This window comes from Peristeroidobacter soli (genome assembly GCF_004138485.1).
GTDB lineage: Bacteria > Pseudomonadota > Gammaproteobacteria > Steroidobacterales > Steroidobacteraceae > Steroidobacter > Steroidobacter soli.
The window spans coordinates 13,159-33,165 of record NZ_ML142848.1; the positions used below are offsets into that span (position 1 = coordinate 13,159).

The 20,007-nt window shown below is 62.7% G+C and carries 20 protein-coding genes; 3 read left to right on the top strand and 17 right to left on the bottom strand.

Features of this window, described 5'->3' with window-relative positions; all coding sequences use genetic code 11:
* Nucleotides 1-17: 17 nt before the first annotated feature.
* Nucleotides 18-374, bottom strand: a complete 357-nt coding sequence (locus EKO19_RS00065; protein WP_157995028.1) for a copper resistance CopC family protein — start codon at nt 372-374, stop codon at nt 18-20.
* Between the two features lie 189 nt (nt 375-563).
* On the opposite strand from EKO19_RS00065, the gene EKO19_RS00070 reads away from it, so the two are divergent.
* Nucleotides 564-1,658 (top strand): YVTN family beta-propeller repeat protein, encoded by a 1,095-nt coding sequence (locus tag EKO19_RS00070; protein WP_175596907.1) that lies wholly within the window; start codon nt 564-566, stop codon nt 1,656-1,658.
* Here the strand turns inward: EKO19_RS00070 and EKO19_RS00075 are convergent.
* The 10 genes from EKO19_RS00075 to EKO19_RS00120 all read right to left on the bottom strand — a co-directional run bounded on the left by EKO19_RS00075 (nt 1,648) and on the right by EKO19_RS00120 (nt 12,805).
* A complete protein-coding gene (locus EKO19_RS00075; RefSeq protein WP_129774376.1) occupies nt 1,648-2,976 on the bottom strand; it encodes a chitobiase/beta-hexosaminidase C-terminal domain-containing protein in 1,329 nt (442 codons plus the stop codon). The genes EKO19_RS00070 and EKO19_RS00075 overlap by 11 nt on opposite strands.
* Before the next feature lie 215 nt (nt 2,977-3,191).
* Nucleotides 3,192-4,001, bottom strand: coding sequence for a MipA/OmpV family protein (locus EKO19_RS00080; RefSeq protein ID WP_129774378.1), 810 nt, complete (start codon nt 3,999-4,001; stop codon nt 3,192-3,194).
* 77 nt (nt 4,002-4,078) lie between these two features.
* Entirely contained in the window at nt 4,079-4,717 is a 639-nt protein-coding gene (gene leuD, locus EKO19_RS00085; protein WP_129774380.1) for a 3-isopropylmalate dehydratase small subunit, read from the bottom strand.
* On the bottom strand, nt 4,707-6,122 hold the full coding sequence (gene leuC, locus EKO19_RS00090) for a 3-isopropylmalate dehydratase large subunit (protein ID WP_129774382.1): 1,416 nt from the start codon (nt 6,120-6,122) through the stop codon (nt 4,707-4,709). The genes leuD and leuC overlap by 11 nt, the downstream gene beginning before the upstream one ends.
* Before the next feature lie 16 nt (nt 6,123-6,138).
* Complete coding sequence (locus tag EKO19_RS00095) at nt 6,139-6,912, bottom strand: class II aldolase/adducin family protein (protein ID WP_129774384.1); 774 nt, start codon at nt 6,910-6,912, stop codon at nt 6,139-6,141.
* Between the two features lie 7 nt (nt 6,913-6,919).
* A complete protein-coding gene (locus EKO19_RS00100; protein WP_129774386.1) occupies nt 6,920-7,927 on the bottom strand; it encodes a phosphoglycerate dehydrogenase in 1,008 nt (335 codons plus the stop codon).
* Complete coding sequence (locus EKO19_RS00105; RefSeq protein ID WP_129774388.1) at nt 7,924-8,241, bottom strand: DUF4387 domain-containing protein; 318 nt, start codon at nt 8,239-8,241, stop codon at nt 7,924-7,926. The genes EKO19_RS00100 and EKO19_RS00105 overlap by 4 nt, the downstream gene beginning before the upstream one ends.
* The gene (locus EKO19_RS00110) at nt 8,238-9,647 is read right to left on the bottom strand and encodes an acyclic terpene utilization AtuA family protein (RefSeq protein WP_129774389.1); all 1,410 of its coding nucleotides are present in this window, start codon (nt 9,645-9,647) and stop codon (nt 8,238-8,240) included. Before EKO19_RS00110 ends, EKO19_RS00105 begins: the two co-directional genes overlap by 4 nt.
* A complete protein-coding gene (locus EKO19_RS00115) occupies nt 9,647-11,803 on the bottom strand; it encodes a TonB-dependent receptor (RefSeq protein ID WP_129774390.1) in 2,157 nt (718 codons plus the stop codon). The genes EKO19_RS00110 and EKO19_RS00115 overlap by 1 nt, the downstream gene beginning before the upstream one ends.
* Nucleotides 11,804-12,046: 243 nt before the next feature.
* Entirely contained in the window at nt 12,047-12,805 is a 759-nt protein-coding gene (locus tag EKO19_RS00120) for a GntR family transcriptional regulator (RefSeq protein ID WP_129774391.1), read from the bottom strand.
* Between the two features lie 72 nt (nt 12,806-12,877).
* On the opposite strand from EKO19_RS00120, the gene EKO19_RS00125 reads away from it, so the two are divergent.
* Nucleotides 12,878-14,188 carry a CitMHS family transporter gene (locus EKO19_RS00125; protein ID WP_407676630.1) on the top strand — a complete coding sequence of 437 codons (1,311 nt, stop codon included), beginning with the start codon at nt 12,878-12,880 and terminating at the stop codon, nt 14,186-14,188.
* 8 nt (nt 14,189-14,196) lie between these two features.
* A complete protein-coding gene (locus EKO19_RS00130; RefSeq protein ID WP_246038801.1) occupies nt 14,197-15,279 on the top strand; it encodes an AbrB family transcriptional regulator in 1,083 nt (360 codons plus the stop codon).
* Nucleotides 15,280-15,380: 101 nt separating this feature from the next.
* On the opposite strand, the gene EKO19_RS00135 is transcribed toward EKO19_RS00130, so the two are convergent.
* The 6 genes from EKO19_RS00135 to EKO19_RS00160 all read right to left on the bottom strand — a co-directional run bounded on the left by EKO19_RS00135 (nt 15,381) and on the right by EKO19_RS00160 (nt 19,939).
* Entirely contained in the window at nt 15,381-15,533 is a 153-nt protein-coding gene (locus EKO19_RS00135; RefSeq protein ID WP_129774393.1) for a DUF3309 family protein, read from the bottom strand.
* 100 nt (nt 15,534-15,633) lie between these two features.
* Nucleotides 15,634-16,275 (bottom strand): tetratricopeptide repeat protein, encoded by a 642-nt coding sequence (locus tag EKO19_RS00140; RefSeq protein WP_129774394.1) that lies wholly within the window; start codon nt 16,273-16,275, stop codon nt 15,634-15,636.
* Entirely contained in the window at nt 16,272-17,144 is an 873-nt protein-coding gene (locus tag EKO19_RS00145; protein ID WP_129774395.1) for an SDR family oxidoreductase, read from the bottom strand. Before EKO19_RS00145 ends, EKO19_RS00140 begins: the two co-directional genes overlap by 4 nt.
* Entirely contained in the window at nt 17,141-17,821 is a 681-nt protein-coding gene (locus tag EKO19_RS00150) for a TenA family transcriptional regulator (protein ID WP_129775927.1), read from the bottom strand. The genes EKO19_RS00145 and EKO19_RS00150 overlap by 4 nt, the downstream gene beginning before the upstream one ends.
* On the bottom strand, nt 17,808-19,310 hold the full coding sequence (locus EKO19_RS00155) for an AMP-binding protein (RefSeq protein WP_157995030.1): 1,503 nt from the start codon (nt 19,308-19,310) through the stop codon (nt 17,808-17,810). The genes EKO19_RS00150 and EKO19_RS00155 overlap by 14 nt, the downstream gene beginning before the upstream one ends.
* Nucleotides 19,307-19,939, bottom strand: coding sequence for a thermostable hemolysin (locus EKO19_RS00160; protein WP_129774397.1), 633 nt, complete (start codon nt 19,937-19,939; stop codon nt 19,307-19,309). The genes EKO19_RS00155 and EKO19_RS00160 overlap by 4 nt, the downstream gene beginning before the upstream one ends.
* Nucleotides 19,940-20,007: the final 68 nt, after the last annotated feature.

The following is a 20,007-nucleotide window of genomic DNA, read 5'->3' on the forward strand; positions in this document are numbered from 1 at the left end:
ATCGCGAAGGAGACCTCTCAAGGCGCCTTTGCGGCCCCTGTCGCCGGCTGCACGGTGAGGACGATCGTGCCGCTGATCGGGTGCCCGTCCCTGGATAACGCCCGCCATTTGATTTCATTGCGCCCGGGTTCCAGTTGCGGCACAGCGGTGGTGAACGATGTGGCTTCGGCTTCGGGCGCGAAGGTCAACTTCCGTTCCGGCGCGCCGGCGTGCACGACGCTCACCGACACCAGACGAGCGGGTTCGTTGAAATTGATGACCACCGCCGGCGGTGACGCCGGCAGCACCGCCTCGTTGGCTGGAACCGTGTTCTTGACGGTGGAGTGAGCCAAGGCCGTTGTCGCAATACCTAGCATCGCGAGCGCTGCAAACATACGGGTCGACATCGCCGTCCTCCTGTTCGAGTGCTGACAACCGCATTTCACGAAGAATCGGCAAAGCACGGTTGCTCGAGAAAGGCATCATCGGCCGAGGAGTGTAGAAATGCCAGCAGATCCCGGACATTCACATTCCGCTCGGCAACCCGACTTGCCATGCGAGAGCAAGGCGACTACGTTGTGGCCATGAGCGAAGCCAAACAAACATCCAAGCGTATGTTATTCGCCATTGCACTGGCGGCCTTGCTGCCAATGAGCGCCCCGGCGCGGGCGGCGGACAGCTACCAGATCTACGTCAGCAACGAGCGCTCCGGCGATGTCACGGTCATCGACGGCGCCAGCCTCAAAGCGGTCGCAACGTTTCCGGTCGGCAAACGGCCGCGCGGAATTCATGCCAGCCCGGACGGCAAGACGGTCTACGTCGCGCTCAGTGGTACGCCCATCGAAGGCCCGCCGGAACTGGATGCCCAGGGCAATCCGGTATTCAAGCGAGACAAGGATGACGACGACGATGACGTGGATGCCGATAAAACGGCAGACGGCGTCGGCGTCGTGGATGTGGCGACACGCAAGCTGGTCAAGAAGATCGCGGTCGGCTCGGATCCCGAAGAGTTCGACCTCAGCCAGGACGGCCGGCGTCTGTATGTCTCCAACGAGGACGTGAAGACCGCCAGCGCCGTCGATGTCGCCAACGGCAAGGTCGAGAGCATCGTCCCGCTGACTCAGGAACCCGAGGGCGTGGCCGTGTCGCCCGACGGCAAGACCCTGGTCGTCACCTGCGAGACCGGCGGCGATGTGTTCTTCATCGACCTCGCCACGTTCAAGGTGAAAGGTCACGTCAAGGTCGGTCCCCGGCCGCGCTCGGTGGCGTTCCTGGAGGGCGGCAAGCTGGCGGTCGTTCCTTCCGAATCGGCGGGCAATCTCTACGTCATCGATACGGCTCAGCTCGAGCTCGTCAAAACGTTTGCCCTGCCCAAAGGCTCGCGCCCGATGCGCCTGCGTGCCTCCGCCGACGGCAGCAAGCTATACGCGAGTACGGGCCGCGGTGGCACGGTCGCAGTGATAGATGCCAAAAGCTTTGCAGTGCTCGCCAACATCGCCGTGGGCAAACGGCCCTGGGGCATCGTGCTGTCACCGGACGGCAAATATCTGTTTTCCGCCAATGGCCCTTCCAACGACGTGTCGGTCGTGGACCTCGCGAGCAACCGCGAAATTGCCAAAGTGAAAGCCGGCGACAGTCCCTGGGGGCTGGCGGTCGTGAAGACCGGCGCTAAGGACTGATCACATAGATCTGCTGTGCGACGACGCTGCGTGTGAATCCTTCCTTGTACACACGGGCTCGCAGTACGGCCGGGCCGTCAATGTGAATCGGCCCGTCGTAACGGGCGTCTTTCGGGCCCGGCACGCTGCCATCCAGTGTGTAGCGAATCTCGGCACCCGGTTCGCTACTCGTCAGCATCACACTCAGGGAATGTTCGAAGTTACCGCCGCTCGGTGAAATCGACGGGGGCGGCAGCACGTCGCGGCCCGGCAGACTCTCGATCCACTGACGTATCAGATTCACGCCTTGGGCATCGATGACATTGCGCGCGAGCGGCGGCATCCGAATCTCGCCATTGGTATCGATACGCATCAGCGCGACCGATCGCCAGGGATCGTGTGGCGAAATCACACGCGCACGGTCGATGTTCTGATCGATCAATACTGGACCGTCGATGAGCTGCTGCTCCGACAACGGCGTCTGGTAGCGCGCGTCGAAATTCGCCACGGTGGCACCGGGGCGATGACAATTTGCGCAGTTGGCGTCGAGCCAGGAGCGCGCGCGGTCCTCAACGCTGCAAGTCGTGTCGTCCGGTCGCGCCAGCGTCGGGAACGATGCGATGTCGGGGTCATTCAATTTCGTATCGAACAGACCGAGCCGGTTCCAGTGACGCAGCTGGTTTTCGCTCGACCCATCCTGGTAGCGTAGATCGCGATTCATCTGCCGCGTCTTGGGCCCCAGCGCACCTGAAGTGTGACTGTTGTGACACTCGAGACAATCCTTGCGGCTGGGGTAGTACCACGATTGAACATGCGTTCCGGCAGCGTCGCGGATCGTGATGTCTTCGTGCAAACCCTCCTCGGGCACCAGATCGGCGTCACTCAGATCCGGACGCCACTTGTAGGTGACACCGTAAACGCCGCCTGCCCGATCGAACACCAGCAGGCGTGTTTCCAGTCGCCGCGCGAGGTGTGGCTGAGACGCGTCGGTCGGCAGTTCGAACGTTTTGACGAAGACCGTACCGGGGGGAAACGTCCAGTCGCCGGCCGGTGAGAAGCCTACCTTGCCCTCGGGAATGGCCACGAACCGCGTCTTCCGTGCGCCATCGGACCAGAAGGCGAGCACCAGATCATAAGGAAGCAACGTTCTGGCAGGCTCGAGTTGCCTCAAATCGGCCAATGCGCCCGTCTGGGACAGCACCGGCGGGATCTTGCCGCTGGCGGTATCGGGCATGCCGAGCCAGGGCTTCGAAGGGACGCGAGAGGACGCAGGTGACACCGCGTACGTGCAACCCGCGAACCAGACCGCCAGCAGACATGCGACCACTCGATGAAGCATTGCCCGGAATCATGCCACGACTGGAACAGTGTATTAGCGTCGCGAGACCGCACCAGTCAGCATATTCAGGATAACTCACTCATGAAAATCTTTTTTTGCACAGGACCGGCCCGCCTCGCCATTCGACAGCGGGCCTCGAGTCGGCAATCTCACATCGCGCTTGGCCCCGCGGAACTTGCGGCCGTTCGCCCCAAGGACCCGCAGGGTCCACTCCCTCAAAACGCTCGAAGCACACCGATGAACAGACGCAACGACTGCCCCGACTCCAGCAGCGGGCTGTCTTCGAGCTTGCCCGGCAACGCGCGATACTTCAGGCCGCTCATCAGTACCCAGCGATCGGCGAAACCGTATTGCAGATCCAGCCCCACCTCCGGAATGACCGCTGTTCCGGGACGATAGCCACGCACACCGCGCGCGACTTCTTCGTCGAGGATGCCGTAGTAATAATCGGATCGGTCGGCGGACAACCAGGTCGCGCCGAGACTGGGCGTGAGCACGATGCTTTGCCCCAACTGGACGGGGTAGCCGTATGACACGCTCGCCTCGTAGCCGCCGCTGGCGCCGAGCACATCGGCGAGCGCCTGGAACTTCAGCTCGCCGTATCGACCGCTGAAGCCCACCTCGAAACCGGCATCCGCGCTGTCCTTGCGATCGGCGAGCAGGCTGCGATCGATGCCGTTGCGCGCGAGTCTCGATGCGCCGAAATCGTCGGCATCGATGCCATCGAAGTTGGGCGCCACGATCAGGTCGATCTCGAGCGCGCGGGTATCGAGCAGATGCACGCCGCCAGTGATGCCTTGGAAGAACAGGCGTGGGCTCTCATAGGTAATCAATGGAAAAGGCGTATAGCGCACTCCCCGGCCGGCGTAGGGGTTGTCGCTTGCGACCGCGCCGAGGCCGAGCCCCCATCGCGATGAGTCTTCCTCGGCGATCGCCTCGCCCGATGTCAAAGCGGCCAGCGACACGGCGAATTTCAATACAGTCGAAACGATGGAAACATTGGATTTCAAGACCGGGCTCTCCATGATCGAAACAGCAGAGACACAAAATCTTCGGTTGGACGCGCCCTGTCCGCTGTTTCAATCGCACGCGCATCAAAAAACTAACAAACACGCGCGCGAACCATCGCTCCCACGGATTGCAGCCAGGGTTGCTCTTCCCAATGCTTGCGCTCGAAGGCTGCAATTGCCTCGACGCTGGCCAGCGAGGCGCCGACCAGATCCAGCCCGTCCAGAAACATCTGCCGATGCCGCGCGGACATCGCGAACTTCGCGAGGTGCGTTCGGCTGCGCACCTGTAACCGTGCCACGTCGATGTCGATGCGGTTGGTCGCCGGATTGCGCACGTCGTTCATGAATCGATCGACATCCAATTGCGCGACCACGATCAGCAACAGGCCGTTGTTCATCGCATTCGAGTAGAAGATTTCGCCGAAGCTCGGCGCGATCACCGCGCGAATACCCAACTGCACCAGTCCCCAGACCGCGTGTTCCCGGCTGGAGCCGCAACCGAAATTCTGTTCGGCCACCAGGATCCGGCAGCCGGCATACTCGGGTTGGTTCAGAACGAAATCACTGCGTGGCGCGCCGTTGGCGTCGAAGCGCAGATCGTAGAGAACCCCGCGATCCAGCCCCGCCTTGTCGATGCCGCGCAGGAACTGCTTTGGCATGATCTGATCGGTGTCGAGATTCGGGATTGGCAATGCCGCCGCGACGCCCGCGATCGATGTGTCAGCGGACATGCGATGACTCCAAACGGCGGACGTCGGTGATACAGCCCGCGATGGCGGCAGCGGCGGCCATCGCCGGACTCATGAGATGAGTGCGGCCGGCGCGTCCCTGTCGCCCTTCGAAATTGCGATTGGTCGTCGACGCGCAGCGCTCACCCGGTCGCAGTACGTCGTCGTTCATCGCAAGACACATGGAACATCCCGGCTGGCGCCATTCGAAACCGGCCGCGATCAATCGCGCGGCAATGCCCTCGGCCTCCGCCTGATCGCGAACCGCACCTGAACCCGGCACGATCATGGCGCGCACGCGCGGATCCACCTTGCGATCGCCGACGATCTTGGCCACTTCACGCAAATCTTCAATCCGTGCGTTGGTGCACGAACCGATGAATACGCGATCGATCGCCAGTCCGTCCAGCGACGCGCCCGCCTCGAGTCCGATGTATCGAAGCGCGCGGGTTGCGGCCTCTCGCTGCTGCGGACTTCCGGCTCGAGCTGGATCGGGCACACGCTCGTCGATCGGAACGGATTGATCCGGACTGGTCCCCCAAGTCACGCGCGGCCCGACGTCACACGCATCGAACGAGAGCTCCACATCGAAGCGGGCATCATCGTCGGAGCGCAGTTTGCGCCACTGTTCGATGGCTCGTGGCAGATGCCGCTTCATATCAGGTGCGCGTGCCGACACGTATTCGATAGCTACGTCATCGGGCGCGATCAGCGCCCCGCGAGCGCCCGCCTCCACCGCCATATTGCAAATGGTCATTCTGGCTTCGACGGACAGCGCAGCAATGCCCTCACCCACAAACTCGACCACGTAACCCCGCGCGCCCTGCGCACCGATGTTCGCAATGATGTGCAGGACCAGATCCTTGGCCGTGCAGCCTACCGACAATCGCCCATCGACTCGAATGCGCATGTTGCTCGCGACTCGATGCACGAGCGTTTGCGTCGCAAGGACATGCTCCACTTCTGAAGTGCCGATGCCAAAGCCAAGCGCACCCAGCGCGCCATAGGTGGTCGTGTGACTGTCACCGCACAACACCACCATGCCGGGCCGGATCATGCCCAGTTCGGGCGCGATGACGTGCTCGATCCCCTGCAACGGATCGTTGGTATCGAACAGAGGAATGCCGTGGAGCTCACAATTGCGCGCCAGGTTGCTTGCTTGCAGCGCCGACGCGGGATCCACGATCACCCGATGTTTCAACGGATGGGTAGGAATGATGTGATCGACCACCGCGACGTTCTGCCAGGGACGGCGCACCGGCAAGCCTCGCTGCCGCAGCCCGGCGAACGCTTGCGGACTGGTGTACTCGTTCATGAGGTGCAGGTCCGCATACAGCAGGACATGCTCTTCATCGAGCCGTTGCACGCAGTGACTGTCGACCAGCTTTTGGTACAAAGTTCTCGACATGAGGATCGCGGCGCCGTCAGGTCGCGTAGGAAGGATCGATGCGATCCAGCATGCGAAGCAACCCGGGCCAGGCCAACAACCCGCCCAGCGATTTCGTCGCCACCGCAGCCTGCGCTTGCGCGCCCGCAATCATCTTCGCAGGGATCGGTGACAACGGAGTGCCGCCAGCCTGTGCGCGAACCTGGATGGTGCAGGCCGCTTCGAAGATATACATCGCGAGGAAGGCGTCGGCGATGGTCAGACCGACGGTCAACAAGCCATGATTGCGCAACATGAGGAACGTCTTATCGCCCAGATCGGCGACCAGACGCGGCTTCTCCTCGTCGTTCAACGCCACGCCTTCGTAGTCGTGATACGCCAGACTCGACAGAACGAACATCGACTGCTGCGAGATCGGCAGCACGCCATCGCGCTGAGCGGAGACCGCCACTCCGTTCAGACTGTGGACATGCAGGACGCATTTCGCGTCGTGACGCGCCGAATGCACCGCGGAGTGAATGACGAAGCCGGCGGGATTGACCGGAAAGGGCGAGTCGTCGAGCTTCTCCCCGGATACGCCGATCTTGACCAGCGACGACGCGGTGACTTCGTCGAACATCATGCCGTACGGATTGATCAGGAACTGATTGTCGGTGCCCGGCACGCGCGCGGTGATGTGCGTGAACACCAGATCGCTCCAGCCGAAGCGCGCGACCAGCCGATAGCAGGCGGCGAGATCGACTCGGGCCTGCCACTCCTCGGCGGACACGCGGTGCTGAACACTGGGAATCGACAGCTTGTTGGCACTCATGGACGACTCACCGGGTAACTGTAGTTCGACCGTCGGCAACGACACATTCCGACGGCGGATTCTCACCGTTCAGAACAGCAACGACACAGCGCGCGGCAATCATGTTGGTACGGTCCAGACCTTCCCGGGTCGACGCGCCGGAGTGCGGTTGCGCTATGACATTGGGCAGCGACGCGAGTTCCTGTGTCACGGACTGGTAACCGGAATCGGATTCGCTCATGAACACATCCAGGCCGGCCCCCGCCAGTCGCTGGTTCTGGAGCGCATTCAACAGATGCCGATCTTCGACCAGGCCGCCCCGCGCCGTGTTGATGACGAACGCGGTCGGCTTCATCGCGCGAATCGTCTCGTCGCGAATCAGAAAGCGGGTCTGTGGCGTGAGTGGCGCATGCAAGGTCAGGTAATCGCTCTGAGCTAGCACGGCATCGAGATCCACATACTCGAAGCCGAGCCGAGCAGCGAGATCCGCATCCTCACGAGGTGCGTGAACCAGCACTTTGCACTCGAACGCGGCGAGACGTTTGACGACGCTCCGACCGATCCGGCCGAGACCGATGACCCCTACGGTCTTGCGATAGAGGTCCGTGCCCAGCGGAATAGCCCACGAGCCGCGAGCAATACCCGCCTGCCCTTCGCGGAACCGTCGACCCAACGCGAGCATCATTCCGATGGTTTGGTCGGCGACAGTGGCATCGTTACCGCCGGCAGCAATCGTCGCGACCCGTCCGAGATCCCGAATCGCAGCGACATCCACCCGTTCGTAACCGACGCCTCGGCGCGAGACGATCTTCAACTGCGGCAACGCCAGGAGCAACTCGCGAGTCACACGCGCATGACCGACGATCCAACCCTTCGCGTCCTGCAACCAGTCTCGAAGCGTGGACTCCGGCACGTCGCCGTCCGCCTTACCGGCGGGCAGCTCGGCGATGACCACATCGCAGCCGTTGTGACGAAGGTAATCGATGGTGGCTTCGTCGAAGAAGCGCTGAGTCACGACCACCTTGCGCGCGCTCATGCCCTGTCGTCCAACTCGACGTCCAGCAGTCGCACGAACTGTTGTCCGCAATGCATGTCGCGCTCGACCTCGCCGCCTTGCACGTTGGTGCGGGCGTACGAGATCTTCACCATGTGCAGCTTCGGCACCGGATAACGTTTGACCAGGCGCGGATCGGCGCCATACAGGCGCTGAAACAGCTCCGGACCCAGCACCGGCGACTCGCCATAACGCCTGAAGCTCGCGTCGCCGTCGAAGAACAGATCGATGGTGACCCAGAACGGCCCGGCGTTCTTGGAACGGATGTGATGACAAACCTGTCTGAGCGTGGTCATGGCGCGCGCTCCTGCCTGGACAGATCGAGCCATTCGGTGCGCACCAGCGCCTGGGGGTCGTCGACTTCGACCACATGATTCAATTTGAATTCGTACACGGGGCCGCGCTCGATGTCGGCCGGCGAGAACGCGAATCCGTAGCTCGGCAGCTCCTTGTCGAGCTCGATGGGAAAGTGAAAAAAATAGGGATTGCACGCCTTGGCGATCTGCGTGGCCATCTCCTGCGTATCGGCGGTGGCAACGAACAACACCCCGATCTCACGCGGTGCCGGCGTGCCCGCCGGCGGCTTATCGCCCGACACTGCATTCCACCCGTACATGCGCAACGAGATATGAAAGTCGCCGGCGGCCGGACCGATGGTGTCCCTCGTGCGCCGATACAGCCATGCCAGCATCTTGTCGTGGAACTCATCGACGCGCGTCAGCACGTCGGGATCCTGAATACCGATCAACATGATCGTCTGGTAGCGACCGCGCCCCGCGCCTTCGAGCTTCATGGTGTACGGTTGCGGCTTCCACACCGATCCGGTGACGCGCACGGCGCGATGATCGATGGCCGTATAGTCGGCCTCGGTCACGTCGAGCGTGCCGCCTGGCTCGGTCAGCAGGAAAGGATTGCTGTTCTCGTACAGCATATGGGCCGAGACGCTGTGCGGGCTGCATTGATTCTCGAGCGACGGCGGCTCGACCTCGAACCCGTTGCGATCGATGCTGATCAGCACGCCCGCGCTGGCGAGACGATTCACTGCGCATTGACCGCCACACTCGGCCACCTTGGCGGCGTGCCATGCCGGACCGGGCGGCGCGCCTTTCCACAGCGCGTACGAAGCGATGACGGCAGTATCGGTCGTGCGTCCACCGATGATGATGTCCGCGCCCGCTTGCAACGCTGCGATGTAAGGTTCGGCGCCCATCACCGCGACGATGTGATCGCAGGAATCGATCGTCGCGTCATCCAGCGCGCCGAGCGGCGGCAACGCACGCACCTTTCCCAACGCATTGCGAGCCTTGAGCGTCGCCTTGTCGATCTCTGAATAAAGGATAGCGATGCGCGGCTTGATGCCCAACTCCGCGGCGACTTCGAGAGCGATCTCCTTGGTCCAATCGACGTTGGCATCGCCGCCCGCCTGGCCGGCACTGCCGATGATCAAGGGAATGCGCGCGTCCGACGCCGCCTTCATCAACACCGTCAGATCCCGCTTGACCGAGCCTCGATTGTTCTTAGAGATCCCCAGCGCGAGATACGCGGCGCCGCTATCGGTCGACCCCGCGTCGGTGGCAATCGCGTGCATGCCGCGAGCCATGGCATAGCGAATCTCTTCCTCGCGCGCCCCCGCACCCAGCGATCCCGTGGGCACGAGTATCCGGATCGGACCCGCAAACGTTTCTGTGGTCTCAATACGCATCAATAATTCCAATAGAAAGTTGCGCCGTAGGTGCGCGGCGGGTTGTAGGCACCGAAGTTGGCGCCGAGAAACACAGCCTGGAAGGTCCGCGTGAGCTCATCGGTCAGATTCTTGCCCCACACCGAGACTGCCCATTTGTCGTTGGCGCTCGTGTACACCATGCGAGCGTCCAGGAAGTGCGTCGGTTCGCGAAACTCCGGCCCCACATTGGAGTTGTCGTCGAAGATCTTGCTCTCATAGCTGTAGTCGGCCGCGAAACCGAGTGTCGCGCCCTGAGACAACGTCCAGTCATACGCGGGCGATACGACGAGTTTGTGCTCCGGCGTGCGCGATACACGATTGCCCGCGTAGTTCACTCCGGGCTCCGGCGTGAACTTGTCGAAGGTCGCGTCGGTGTACGCATAGCTCAACGTCAGACGCGCGCCGTTGAACGGCCGCCAGCGCAGATAGGTTTCGTAACCTTTGATGGTCGCCTCGCCGGCGTTGTCCGTCACGATGGCCAGATTGGGCAGCGTGCGGCGCGTCTGCAGGTCGGTGTAGTCCATCCAGAACACGGTGTTGTTCCACACCAGCGAGCCGCCCGCGAAGCTGCTCTTCTGACCGAGCTCGTACTGCGTGGCGTACTCGGGTTCGAAATCGTCGGCCGCATCGGCCGCCGAGGACGGGTTGTCCTGAAAGCCGCCGCTCTTGAAGCCGCGCGAAATCATCACGTACAGCAAATGATCGTCGACCGGCGTGAACGACGCGCCGACTCGATAGGTCAACGCGTCGTAACGCTTGCCCACGGTCACATCGAATCTTTCCTCGGCGCGCACGATGTCGGCGCCCGCCGTGTTGGAGACGCGATAGTCCTTGTCGTCTTGCGAGTAGCGCACGCCGCCCGTGATGGAGAATCGCTCGGACACGGGCATGCTCACGTCGCCGAACACAGCGTAGCTGTCGAGCGTGGCCCGCTGCGTGTAGGTCTCGTTGAGCGCGTTACCCGCGAGATCCAACGCCAGGGTGTCGAGCCGGTCGGTCTCGCTGCCGAAGTTATAAAGACCCGCGACCCACGACACTCGCGAGCCCGCCAGCGAGCTGATCCGGAATTCATTGCTGTAGAAACTGCTCTGCTCGATATTGCCGCCGGCGATGTCGATGAAGTTGGTGGTCGGATTGCCACCGTCGAAGTCATAGGCCACGTCGTAGTCCAGATCGCGATAGGACCCGAGGTAGATCAGCGTCGCGAACGAAGTGTCGTAGTCCACCTGGACGCGCACACCCCAGGTATCGCGGTTCTGATAGCCATCCGTCGAGCCCGCGGTATGGTCTCTGTCGCGGTCGACGGTCCAGAACATCGCTTCGTCGGCGTCTTGGTCGAGATCGAACACGTGCTGCGCCGGCCCGGTGGCGCGATCCCGAGTGCCGTCGAGCGCCAGCGACAGACGCAGCTTGTCGTTGGGTTCGCCGAACAACTGGATTCGCGCACTGGAGGTGTCCTGGTCCTCGACGCGGTTGCCAGTGAAAGTGTTGCGAACGTAGCCGTCGTGCGTGCGCCAACTGCCGCTGGCACGTAACGCCGCCTTGCCATCGGCGAACGGTGCGTTCACGAAGCCGGCGCCATCGAGTCTTTGATAATTGCCGGCAGTGAATTCGGCGCCGGCATCGAACGAGGAAACATCGGGGCGGCGGCTGATCACATTGACGGCGCCGCCGACCACATTACGACCGTAGAGCGTGCCTTGCGGTCCCTTCAATACTTCGATGCGCTCCACGTCGAAGGCATCGAAGGCCACGGCCGCGGGTCGGCCGAGATAGATTTCATCCAGGAACACGGCGGCACTGGGATCGCCGGCAGCGCCGCGATCGTAGGAACCGATGCCACGAATGGCGAGCCGAGGTTGCGAGGCCGGATAAGCATCCATACTCAACCCCGGCGTGCGAGCGGCGACATCGCCGATCTGTTGCACGCGAGCCTGCCGGACCTGCTCCGCGTCCAGCACGGTCACTGTAATAGGAACGTCCTGCAGGCGTTCGCCACGCCGTTGGGCGGTGACCAGCACCTCTTCCAAGGCATTCGGCGAGTCGCTCGTCGACTGCGCCCGACTCGGACCCGCCACCGCAACCATCGCACCCGTCACTCCGCAAACCAGCAGTCCTCGGCCGATTGCACGCATACCGCCCCCTGGGATTGCCCATAAAAGTCATTGTTCTAGTCCGCTCCGGAGTAAGAGGCCCTCAATCGCCGTACGGCTCGGAACGGATCGGTCCGAGCCGTACGGCGACTGAGGGCCTCCGAACGGGGCGGGATGGGGGGCACGATACGGCGACAGGATTCAATCTGTCAATATTTTGGATGCAAAACTATTGTTCTTTGGATTTTATTCTTGACAACATTGGATTCGACGACGGAGCATCTCTCAACGCAAAGTGGCGATGGCGTGCAGTCGGGTCTTGGTGGCCAGGACGTGCGCGGACATCAACCGCCCCGCCTCCTCGCCGTCACCGGCGCGAATGGCCGCGAGCACGTGCTCGTGATCCGTTTGTGAAGCCCGGATGTGATCGGGGACCGTGGCGGAGAGTTGTCGATCCCGCTGGGGGACGTGGGCGGCGACGCTGGGACAGATGCGAGCCACGTCGCCCATCAGCGGATACACCAGCGTCATGCGGATGGAATTTCTCAGCACAGCATTGTGCGTGTTGAAGTGAATCGAGCGATGAAACAATCGATTGATGCCATACCATTCGAGCTCGATGGCCTCGGACCACTCGCCTCTATCGACAATGGCGCGCGATTGCCGGACCGCGGTGTCGAGCTTGTCCAGTTCCCTGTCGCTCCAGCCCCGCTCCACCGATTGCTGACACGCCAGCGCTTCGAGCGCGGCTCGCACGTCGATCGAATCGAACACATCGCGAATGGTGACGGCGCGAACGGTGTAGCCGCGATTCATGCTGTAGCTCACCAGGCCTTCGGCCGAGAGCAACGCCAGCGCACTGCGCACCGGCGTGCGCGAGACCTCCAGTTGTTCGGCCAGCGCCTCAGCGCGCAGCCGGGTGTCCGGCGCGATGTTTCCAGTCACGATCAATTCGCGCAGCTTGGACAGCACCGTGTGCGTCGCCATCTCGGCGTACTGGGGATCGGCCAACACGTCCGCGCTTTCATTCGTCTGCCCGACCATCGTCGTTACGTCCTCCAGGAAAACTAGCCCTTGAGCGCCACTCTGCTGCACCCGGCCGTGCTCGGCACGGCGATGGTCGTCACGTTCATGACGCTCATCATGACCAAACGCCTGTCCGCGATCGCGGCGCTGATCGCCGTGCCCATCGCGTTCGGCCTCATTGCCGGCGCGGGCGAGGGGCTCGGCGACATGATGTTGGAAGGCGTCGCACAGGTCACGCCCACCGCGTTGATGCTCTGCTTCGCCGTGCTGTACTTCGCCATTGTAATGGATGCCGGACTGTTTGATCCGCTGGTGCGCAAGGTCCTGGCGGTGGTCGGAGAAGATCCTCTGCGGATCAGCATCGGCACCGCGGTGCTGGCCATGCTGGTCTCGCTCGACGGCGACGGCACGACCACGGCGCTGATCGTCATCACGGCGTTTCTGCCCGTGTATCGACGGGTCGGCATGAATCCGCTGATCCTGGGCACGCTGCTGGCGTTGAGCAATTCGCTCATGAACTATTTGCCGTGGGGTGGCCCGTCGGCGCGAGCGGCAACCGCGGTCCATGCCGATCTCAACGACGTGTTCCTGCCGCTGCTGCCGGCGATGGGCGTGGGACTCGGGGCCACGCTGTTCCTGGCATGGCGCTTCGGCCTGGCCGAAAGACGCAGGCTTGCGATCAGCCCTGTTGTCATCCAGAACGACCCTGCGCAAATACCTGTATTGCCCGCGTCAATGACGGATGAGAGCGCGCGCCGGCCTCGCCTGTTCTGGCTCAATCTCGTGCTTACGGTCGGACTGGTGCTCGGCATGCTGTTGAGTCTGGCTCCGTTGCCGGTGCTGATGATGGGCGCGTTCGCCGCCGCGATCACCGTGAACTACCCTCATCTGAAGGAACAAAAGCAGCGACTGGCCGCGCACTCCGAAAACGTCGTCAACGTCGTGGTGCTGATCTTCGCGGCGGGCGCCTTCACCGGCATCTTGAACGGCACCGGCATGACGGATGCGATGGCCAGGGCCGCGTTGTCCATCGTGCCCGCCAGCGTCGGCCCGCTGCTCGCGCCGATCACGGCCCTGGTCAGCATGCCGCTGACTTTCGTGATGTCGAACGATGCTTATTACTTCGGTGTCGTGCCCGTCATCGCGCAGACCGCCGCGATGTACGGCATCGAGCCCGAGGCGATTGCCCGCGCCTCGCTGATGGGGCAACCAGTGCACTCGTTGAGCCCATTGCTCGCGCCAATTTATCTGGTCTGCGGGCTGCTCAAAGTCGACGTGGCCGACGCCCAGAAATTCTCGTTGAAGTGGGCGGTGTTCATCGGCTTGATCACGCTGACTGCAGCCATCGTGACGGGCGCCATTCCACTCGCGGGTGATGGCGTCGCGCTGGCGCCGAAGTGACATTCGCGATGAGTGACGGTATGCGCCGGGTGGCGACGTGGCTGGCGCTGATCGCGCTGGCGTCTGTGTTCATCGTCTTGCTGCGCGCGGCCGAAATGCCCGCGGCATTTCTCTTGGGCCCGATGGTCGCGGCCATCGTTCTCGCCGTCAGTGGCGCTCGCCCGCGCTTGCCTCGCTTCTTCATCATCGCGGCTCAGGCCGTGCTGGGTTGTCTCATCGCGGCGGCCCTCGACGATGAGCTCGTCCACGTGATCGCTGCGAGCTGGGAGATCTTCGTCGCCTTCAGTCTGGCTACCATCGTTATCACAGCGGTGCTGGCCGTACTGGTGACACGGACCGGCTGGTTGCCTGGAACGACGGCGATCTGGGGCCTGTCGCCCGGCGCCGCTTCAGCAATGGTCTTGCTTGCCGATGAATACGGCGCGGACAAGCGCATGGTTGCGATGATGCAGTACTCGCGCATCGTCCTGGTTGCGATCGCCGCGATTCTGCTGGCGAAGGTCGTTGGACTCCCGGGCCTGCCGAGTCAGGTCACTACGGCAGGCAATCTGCCCCCACAGTGGTTCACGCTCCCGCCGCTCATGCCATTTCTCGAAATGCTGTTGCTGGCCGCGAGTGGCATCGCTATCGCCATCTATTCCGGCAAAGCCAGCGCCGCGCTGTTCGTGCCAGCCTTCGCCGGCGCAGCGCTGCAGGCAGCGGGAGCCATTCACATCACCGTGCCGCCGATGCTTGCAACGCTGGCGTTCTGTGCCGTGGGCGTCTATGTGGGTTCGAGTTTTACACGCGAAGTGCTGGTGCATTCGTTGCGGGTCATGCCGGCCATGCTGGTCGCCATCCTGGCGATGATCCTGTTGTGCGGATTGTTGTCCCTTCTGTTCGGCCTGCTGCTGCCCGGCACGGACCCGTTGACCGCCTATCTCGCCATGAGCCCGGGCGGCATCGACGCCGCGGTGATCATCGCGAGCCAGGCGAGCGTATCGCTGCCGTTGATTCTTGCATCCCAATTCACGCGCCTGCTCTTCGTCATCGCCGGTGCGCCGACGCTGGCAAAATGGCTGGCACGACGACATCAACGACGCATGGGATGAGTCATGGCTCAGTACGGCGACTATCAACTGGAAATCTATCGCGCCGGACTGCGCGGCGTGGTACTCGACGTTGGCGCCGCCGGCGCGAAACGAGCTCCCTGCTAAATTCGTCCCATCAACAACAGAACGATCAAGACGATCAGCACCACGCCCAACAATCCGCTCGGCCCATAGCCCCAACTGCGGCTGTGTGGCCAGGTCGGCAGCGCGCCGACCAGAATCAGGATCAGGATGATCAGCAGAATCGTGCCCATTCGTGCAACCTCGATGACCGGATGTCGTAGCGAAACAATGCCTGCCTGTCGGCAAAAGTTTCGCCACCCGATCGAGAAGAGTTACACGGTTCGGGCCCGTTCAGCGCGCCTTGGCCATCAGCTCCATCACTTCGCGATGCCGGCCCTCATCCGCGAGCTCACGCCCCGGCCGGGGCGCCGCGCCGGCCGCGCGCTGCAGGTAGCGCAAGGCGTCGCGACATTCATTGCGATCGCAAAGATACTGGGCATAGAAATAATTCGGATCGATGCCATCGGGATTGAGCTGCAGCGCCTTGGCAAACAGCTCCTGCGCTTTGTTGTCGCTGCCGAATCCCAACGGAAAGCCGGGCACCTTGGAGTACAGGGCGCCGAGGCTCGTATAGGCCGAGCCATCCAATGCCCGGTCGTCGATCTTGAGCGCCGCTTCGAGCACGGCGCGGGATTTCTTCGCCAGGCTCAGCGCACCCAGGCCACCCTTGGCGCCGGCATAGGTGCTCAGCACGATGCCTTCCCAGATCAACGGTTCGGCGCGTTGCGGATTGTCGGTCGAGAATCGATGTGCCTCCGAGCTCAGTGCCTCGAACGCCTTGATCTTCTCGTCCTTCGAGGTGAGCTGATAATTCGCCACCGCCCACTGCTGTTGAATATGGGCGAGCTCGGTGTCGAACGGCGTTTGCGCCTGAGCGACACCGAGCAGCAGACCGACCAGCGGCACGATGCCGCGAAGGATGCGAGCGCTCATGAAACTTTCCTCGACTGGACTGTGCTGTTGACGAAAGCGGGCGTGGCCCGCGCCAAGGGTATCGACGCAGATCGGCTGCGGCTGGCGAAGTCGCGGATCGTGGCCAGCTTCTGCAACAGCGCCCGGTCGACCAGACGCGGCAACAATGCGTTGATACGAGCGAACAACTTCTCCGGCGTGCCGAATACCAGTTCGGTCTCATCGTCGCGCAGTGCCTGTACGATGCGATTGGCGACTGCCGCCGGCTCATCCGACACATTGCCGAGCGCTTGGTTCAGACTGTTGACCAGATCGTTGTTGAAGGCAGTGCGCGTGGCCCGGGGCGCGAAATAGTGAACGCGAATGTTGGTATCGGCGAGCTCGCGCCGGAGCGCTTCGGAGAAGCCGCGCAGTCCGAACTTCGTAGCGCTGTAAGCGCAGTTGCCCGCGAAGCCGATGGTGCCGAATACCGATCCAATGTTGACGATATGCGCCTCCCCGCTCAGCTCCAGGCGCGGGACCAGACGACGGCACAAGTCGATCGGAGCGGTCAGGTTGGTGGCAATCGCAGTCTCGATCGACTCCGCAGATTGTGCCGCCAGAAAACCAAAGTCGCCGACCGCCGCGTTGTTGACGAGCATGTCGATGCCGCCACCCCACCGCGATGCGAAGTCACATAGCCTCGCCCGATCCGACGCGCTGGTGATATCGGCGGCAAAGACTGCCGAACGCTCGCGGTCCGCGTGATGTTCGACCACGCTTGCGAGCGCCGCATGATCGCGGCCGGTCAGCAGGACCCAGGCGCCCTCATTCAGCAACGCGACGACCAACTCCCGTCCGATCCCGCCGCTTGCGCCGGTAATCAATATGCGTTTGTCTGTCAGATTCATGCTGCTCTCCCCGCGGTGGCTGCCAGGGACGGTTCATCCAGCTCGCGAAAGACATTCCCATACAACCGAAACATCACTTGCGCGCACCGCTCGACGGCCGCGCGATCCTGATCCTCGTCGAAGCGATTCAGGATCGCGTAGAGATCCTGAATGTGTTGCTGATCCAGCTGCCCGTGGCTGCGCAGATAGGTCAGCGCCTTGTTCGGCACTTGCAACGACGCCTGAATGCGATCCGCCGCATTGCATGCCAGCGCGATACTGGCGCCTTCCAGAACGAAGACCATGCCGAAGAAGCCAGCCGGATTGCGCCGCATGGCCGTGTCATAGGCGTATGCAACCATCGCATCGGTAGCAGTCGACGGCGGACTGCTCTGCGCCACTGATGGGTCGCCGCCCGCGGCCGCGATGTCATTCAAGATCCACTGATCGTGGCCCTCCTCCTCTTCCGTGTAATGAATGATCTCCTTGCGCAACCAATCGAGCCGCGCGGGCAGACGCGAGCCCACCGCCATCATCAACGGCACGGTGTGCCGCACGTGATGAAAGGCTTGAGTCAGAAAGGCGATGTACTCCTCGCGCTGGATCTGACCCGCGAGCGCACGGCGAATGATGGGCGCGCTCGTCAAGTACTCGCGGCCGTGCGCGGTCCGCGATGCGAGCTGCTCATGAAACTTCAGAGAAGTGATCGATTGCATGATCGTAGAGGGACTCGATGAGTTGGTGATATCTGGTCGCGATCTCCGCGCGACGCAGCCGCCCGTTGGCGGTCGACAAACCGTTCGCTGGCGTGGGCGCTTCAGGAAACACGGCCCAATTGCGTACCCGCGCATAGTCGGGCAGGCGTGAGTTGGCTCGGGCGATGGCCTCATCGACGGCGCTTTCATCCGCCGTGGGATGGGCGACGATCAGCGCCACGGGGTGCGCCCGTGCTTCGCCGCTGACCATTGCCACAGCGAGCGCCGGCTCGGACAGCAGTTCGCTTTCCACCCATTCGGGCGTGATATTTCGGCCCATGCTGGTGATGAACAGGTTCTTCACACGGCCGCGCACGTGAACGAAGCCGTCCGCATCGATCTCGCCGAGATCGCCGGTGCGCACTTCAGCGCTGTGCTGCTGTCGAGCACCGAGATAACCCGCCATCGTCGCGCCGCTGACGCAGATTTCACCGCTCGCATCGATGCGCACCTTCGCATGCGGCAAGGGACGCCCGACGCTCTCGGGCTTGTCATGGTCTGGCGTGTTGAGACACACGACCGAAGCGCACTCACTCAAGCCATAGCCCTGAAACACCGGCAGGCCGGCGCGCCGCGCCTGTTGCAGCAATTCCGTGGACACCGCGCCACCACCGACAGCGATGAACTTCAAAGATGCCGGCGCTCGCCAGCCGGCTCTGACAGCGTGAAGCAGAACGCGCAGCAGCTCCGGCACGAGAATCAGGCTTTCGGGCGTCGCTGCATCGATGGCCCGCAACAGCAGCGGCACTTTCAGGCCGGCATAGCCGACCCCCATCGTGTGGCCGGGAGGCACCACCACCTTCGCGCCCATCGTGAGCGGCACATACACGCCAGCGATGTTTTCGAGCAACGTCGCGAGCGGCAGCAAGCACAGGTGTGTTCGCACGCCCAGCCCCGCGGTTGCCGCGACCAGCGAACCGGTGACGGATTCAACGGTGCTTTGTCTCAGGCATACGCCTTTGGGCGCACCGGTGCTCCCCGAGGTGTAGGTCACTTTGCTGATGCCGGTCGATGGCGCGGTCTGGATGAAACATTGCTCTCGTCGTAGCAATGTCAGCCCGGTTCGAGGCGAGGTGGCGACATACGCAAATGTCGGGTGATCCCGTGTCAGTCGCTCGGGCGCATCGGTGAGTAGCCACTCGATACCCGCATCCTCGAACACATGCGCCACTTGTTCGCGGCTGAAAGATGGCGGCAATGGCACATTCAACGCCTCGCATGCCAGCAGCGCGAGGTCGCTCAGAATCCAAGGAGCGCCATTCTCGGCGAGCAGAGCGCATCGACGTACTCTCATCGACTGGAGCCAGCGTTGCTCATCCGCGACGAACTGCCGAACCTCGGCGTAGCTCAGCCGCAGCGTGCCGTCATCGATTGCCGGCAACGCGCCCTCGATCGCGCTCAACCTGTCGAGCATCGTGGTCGGCATGCTCATTGTCTCCGGCGACGGCGCAAGCTCAGGCCATCGGGGAGATAACCCACCATCACTCGCGGATGGCTGTCGTAGTAGCGTCCCCATTCATCGCCGGTACTCTGCGCGCGAGACGCTGTGGCCGCAGCGAGATCCAGCAACGGAGCGTGATAACTCGCAAGTATTCCGCGCACGGTGTCGGTCGCCGTGAACACCATCCATCGATGGCCGCGATCCAGCAGAATGCGCGGCAGATCGAGCACCAGGCGCATCGCCGAGCGACAATTGAGACCCGCAAGATTGCCGACTTCGACGATCTGAGAACGACTGACCTGCTGTCCGCAGGAGGATGCAATCGCGCGCTCTATCGGCTCGTCCAGATAGCGTTCGAGGAACAGCGCTTCATCGGCGGCGCATCGGAAGCCGGCAACGCTACAGATCGCCCCGCCGTCGTTGCGCATGGCCAGCAGGCTGGGCATGAACGAGCACACGCGTGCGCCGTGCCTCGCTGCAAATACCTCATGAACGAATCGCTCCAGAGCCTCGCGGCCAGGATCGTTCGCGTGATGAAGCGAGAGCTCATGACCCTGGCAACGACGCCTTTCATTGGCGTGCACCAGCGCCGGCCCCGCCGACAGCCGCGCTTCCGACATCTTCGCGCCCACCTTAGTGCTTGGATGCCAGGTAGGACGCGGGGTCCCGGCTTAATCAATCGGCGCGG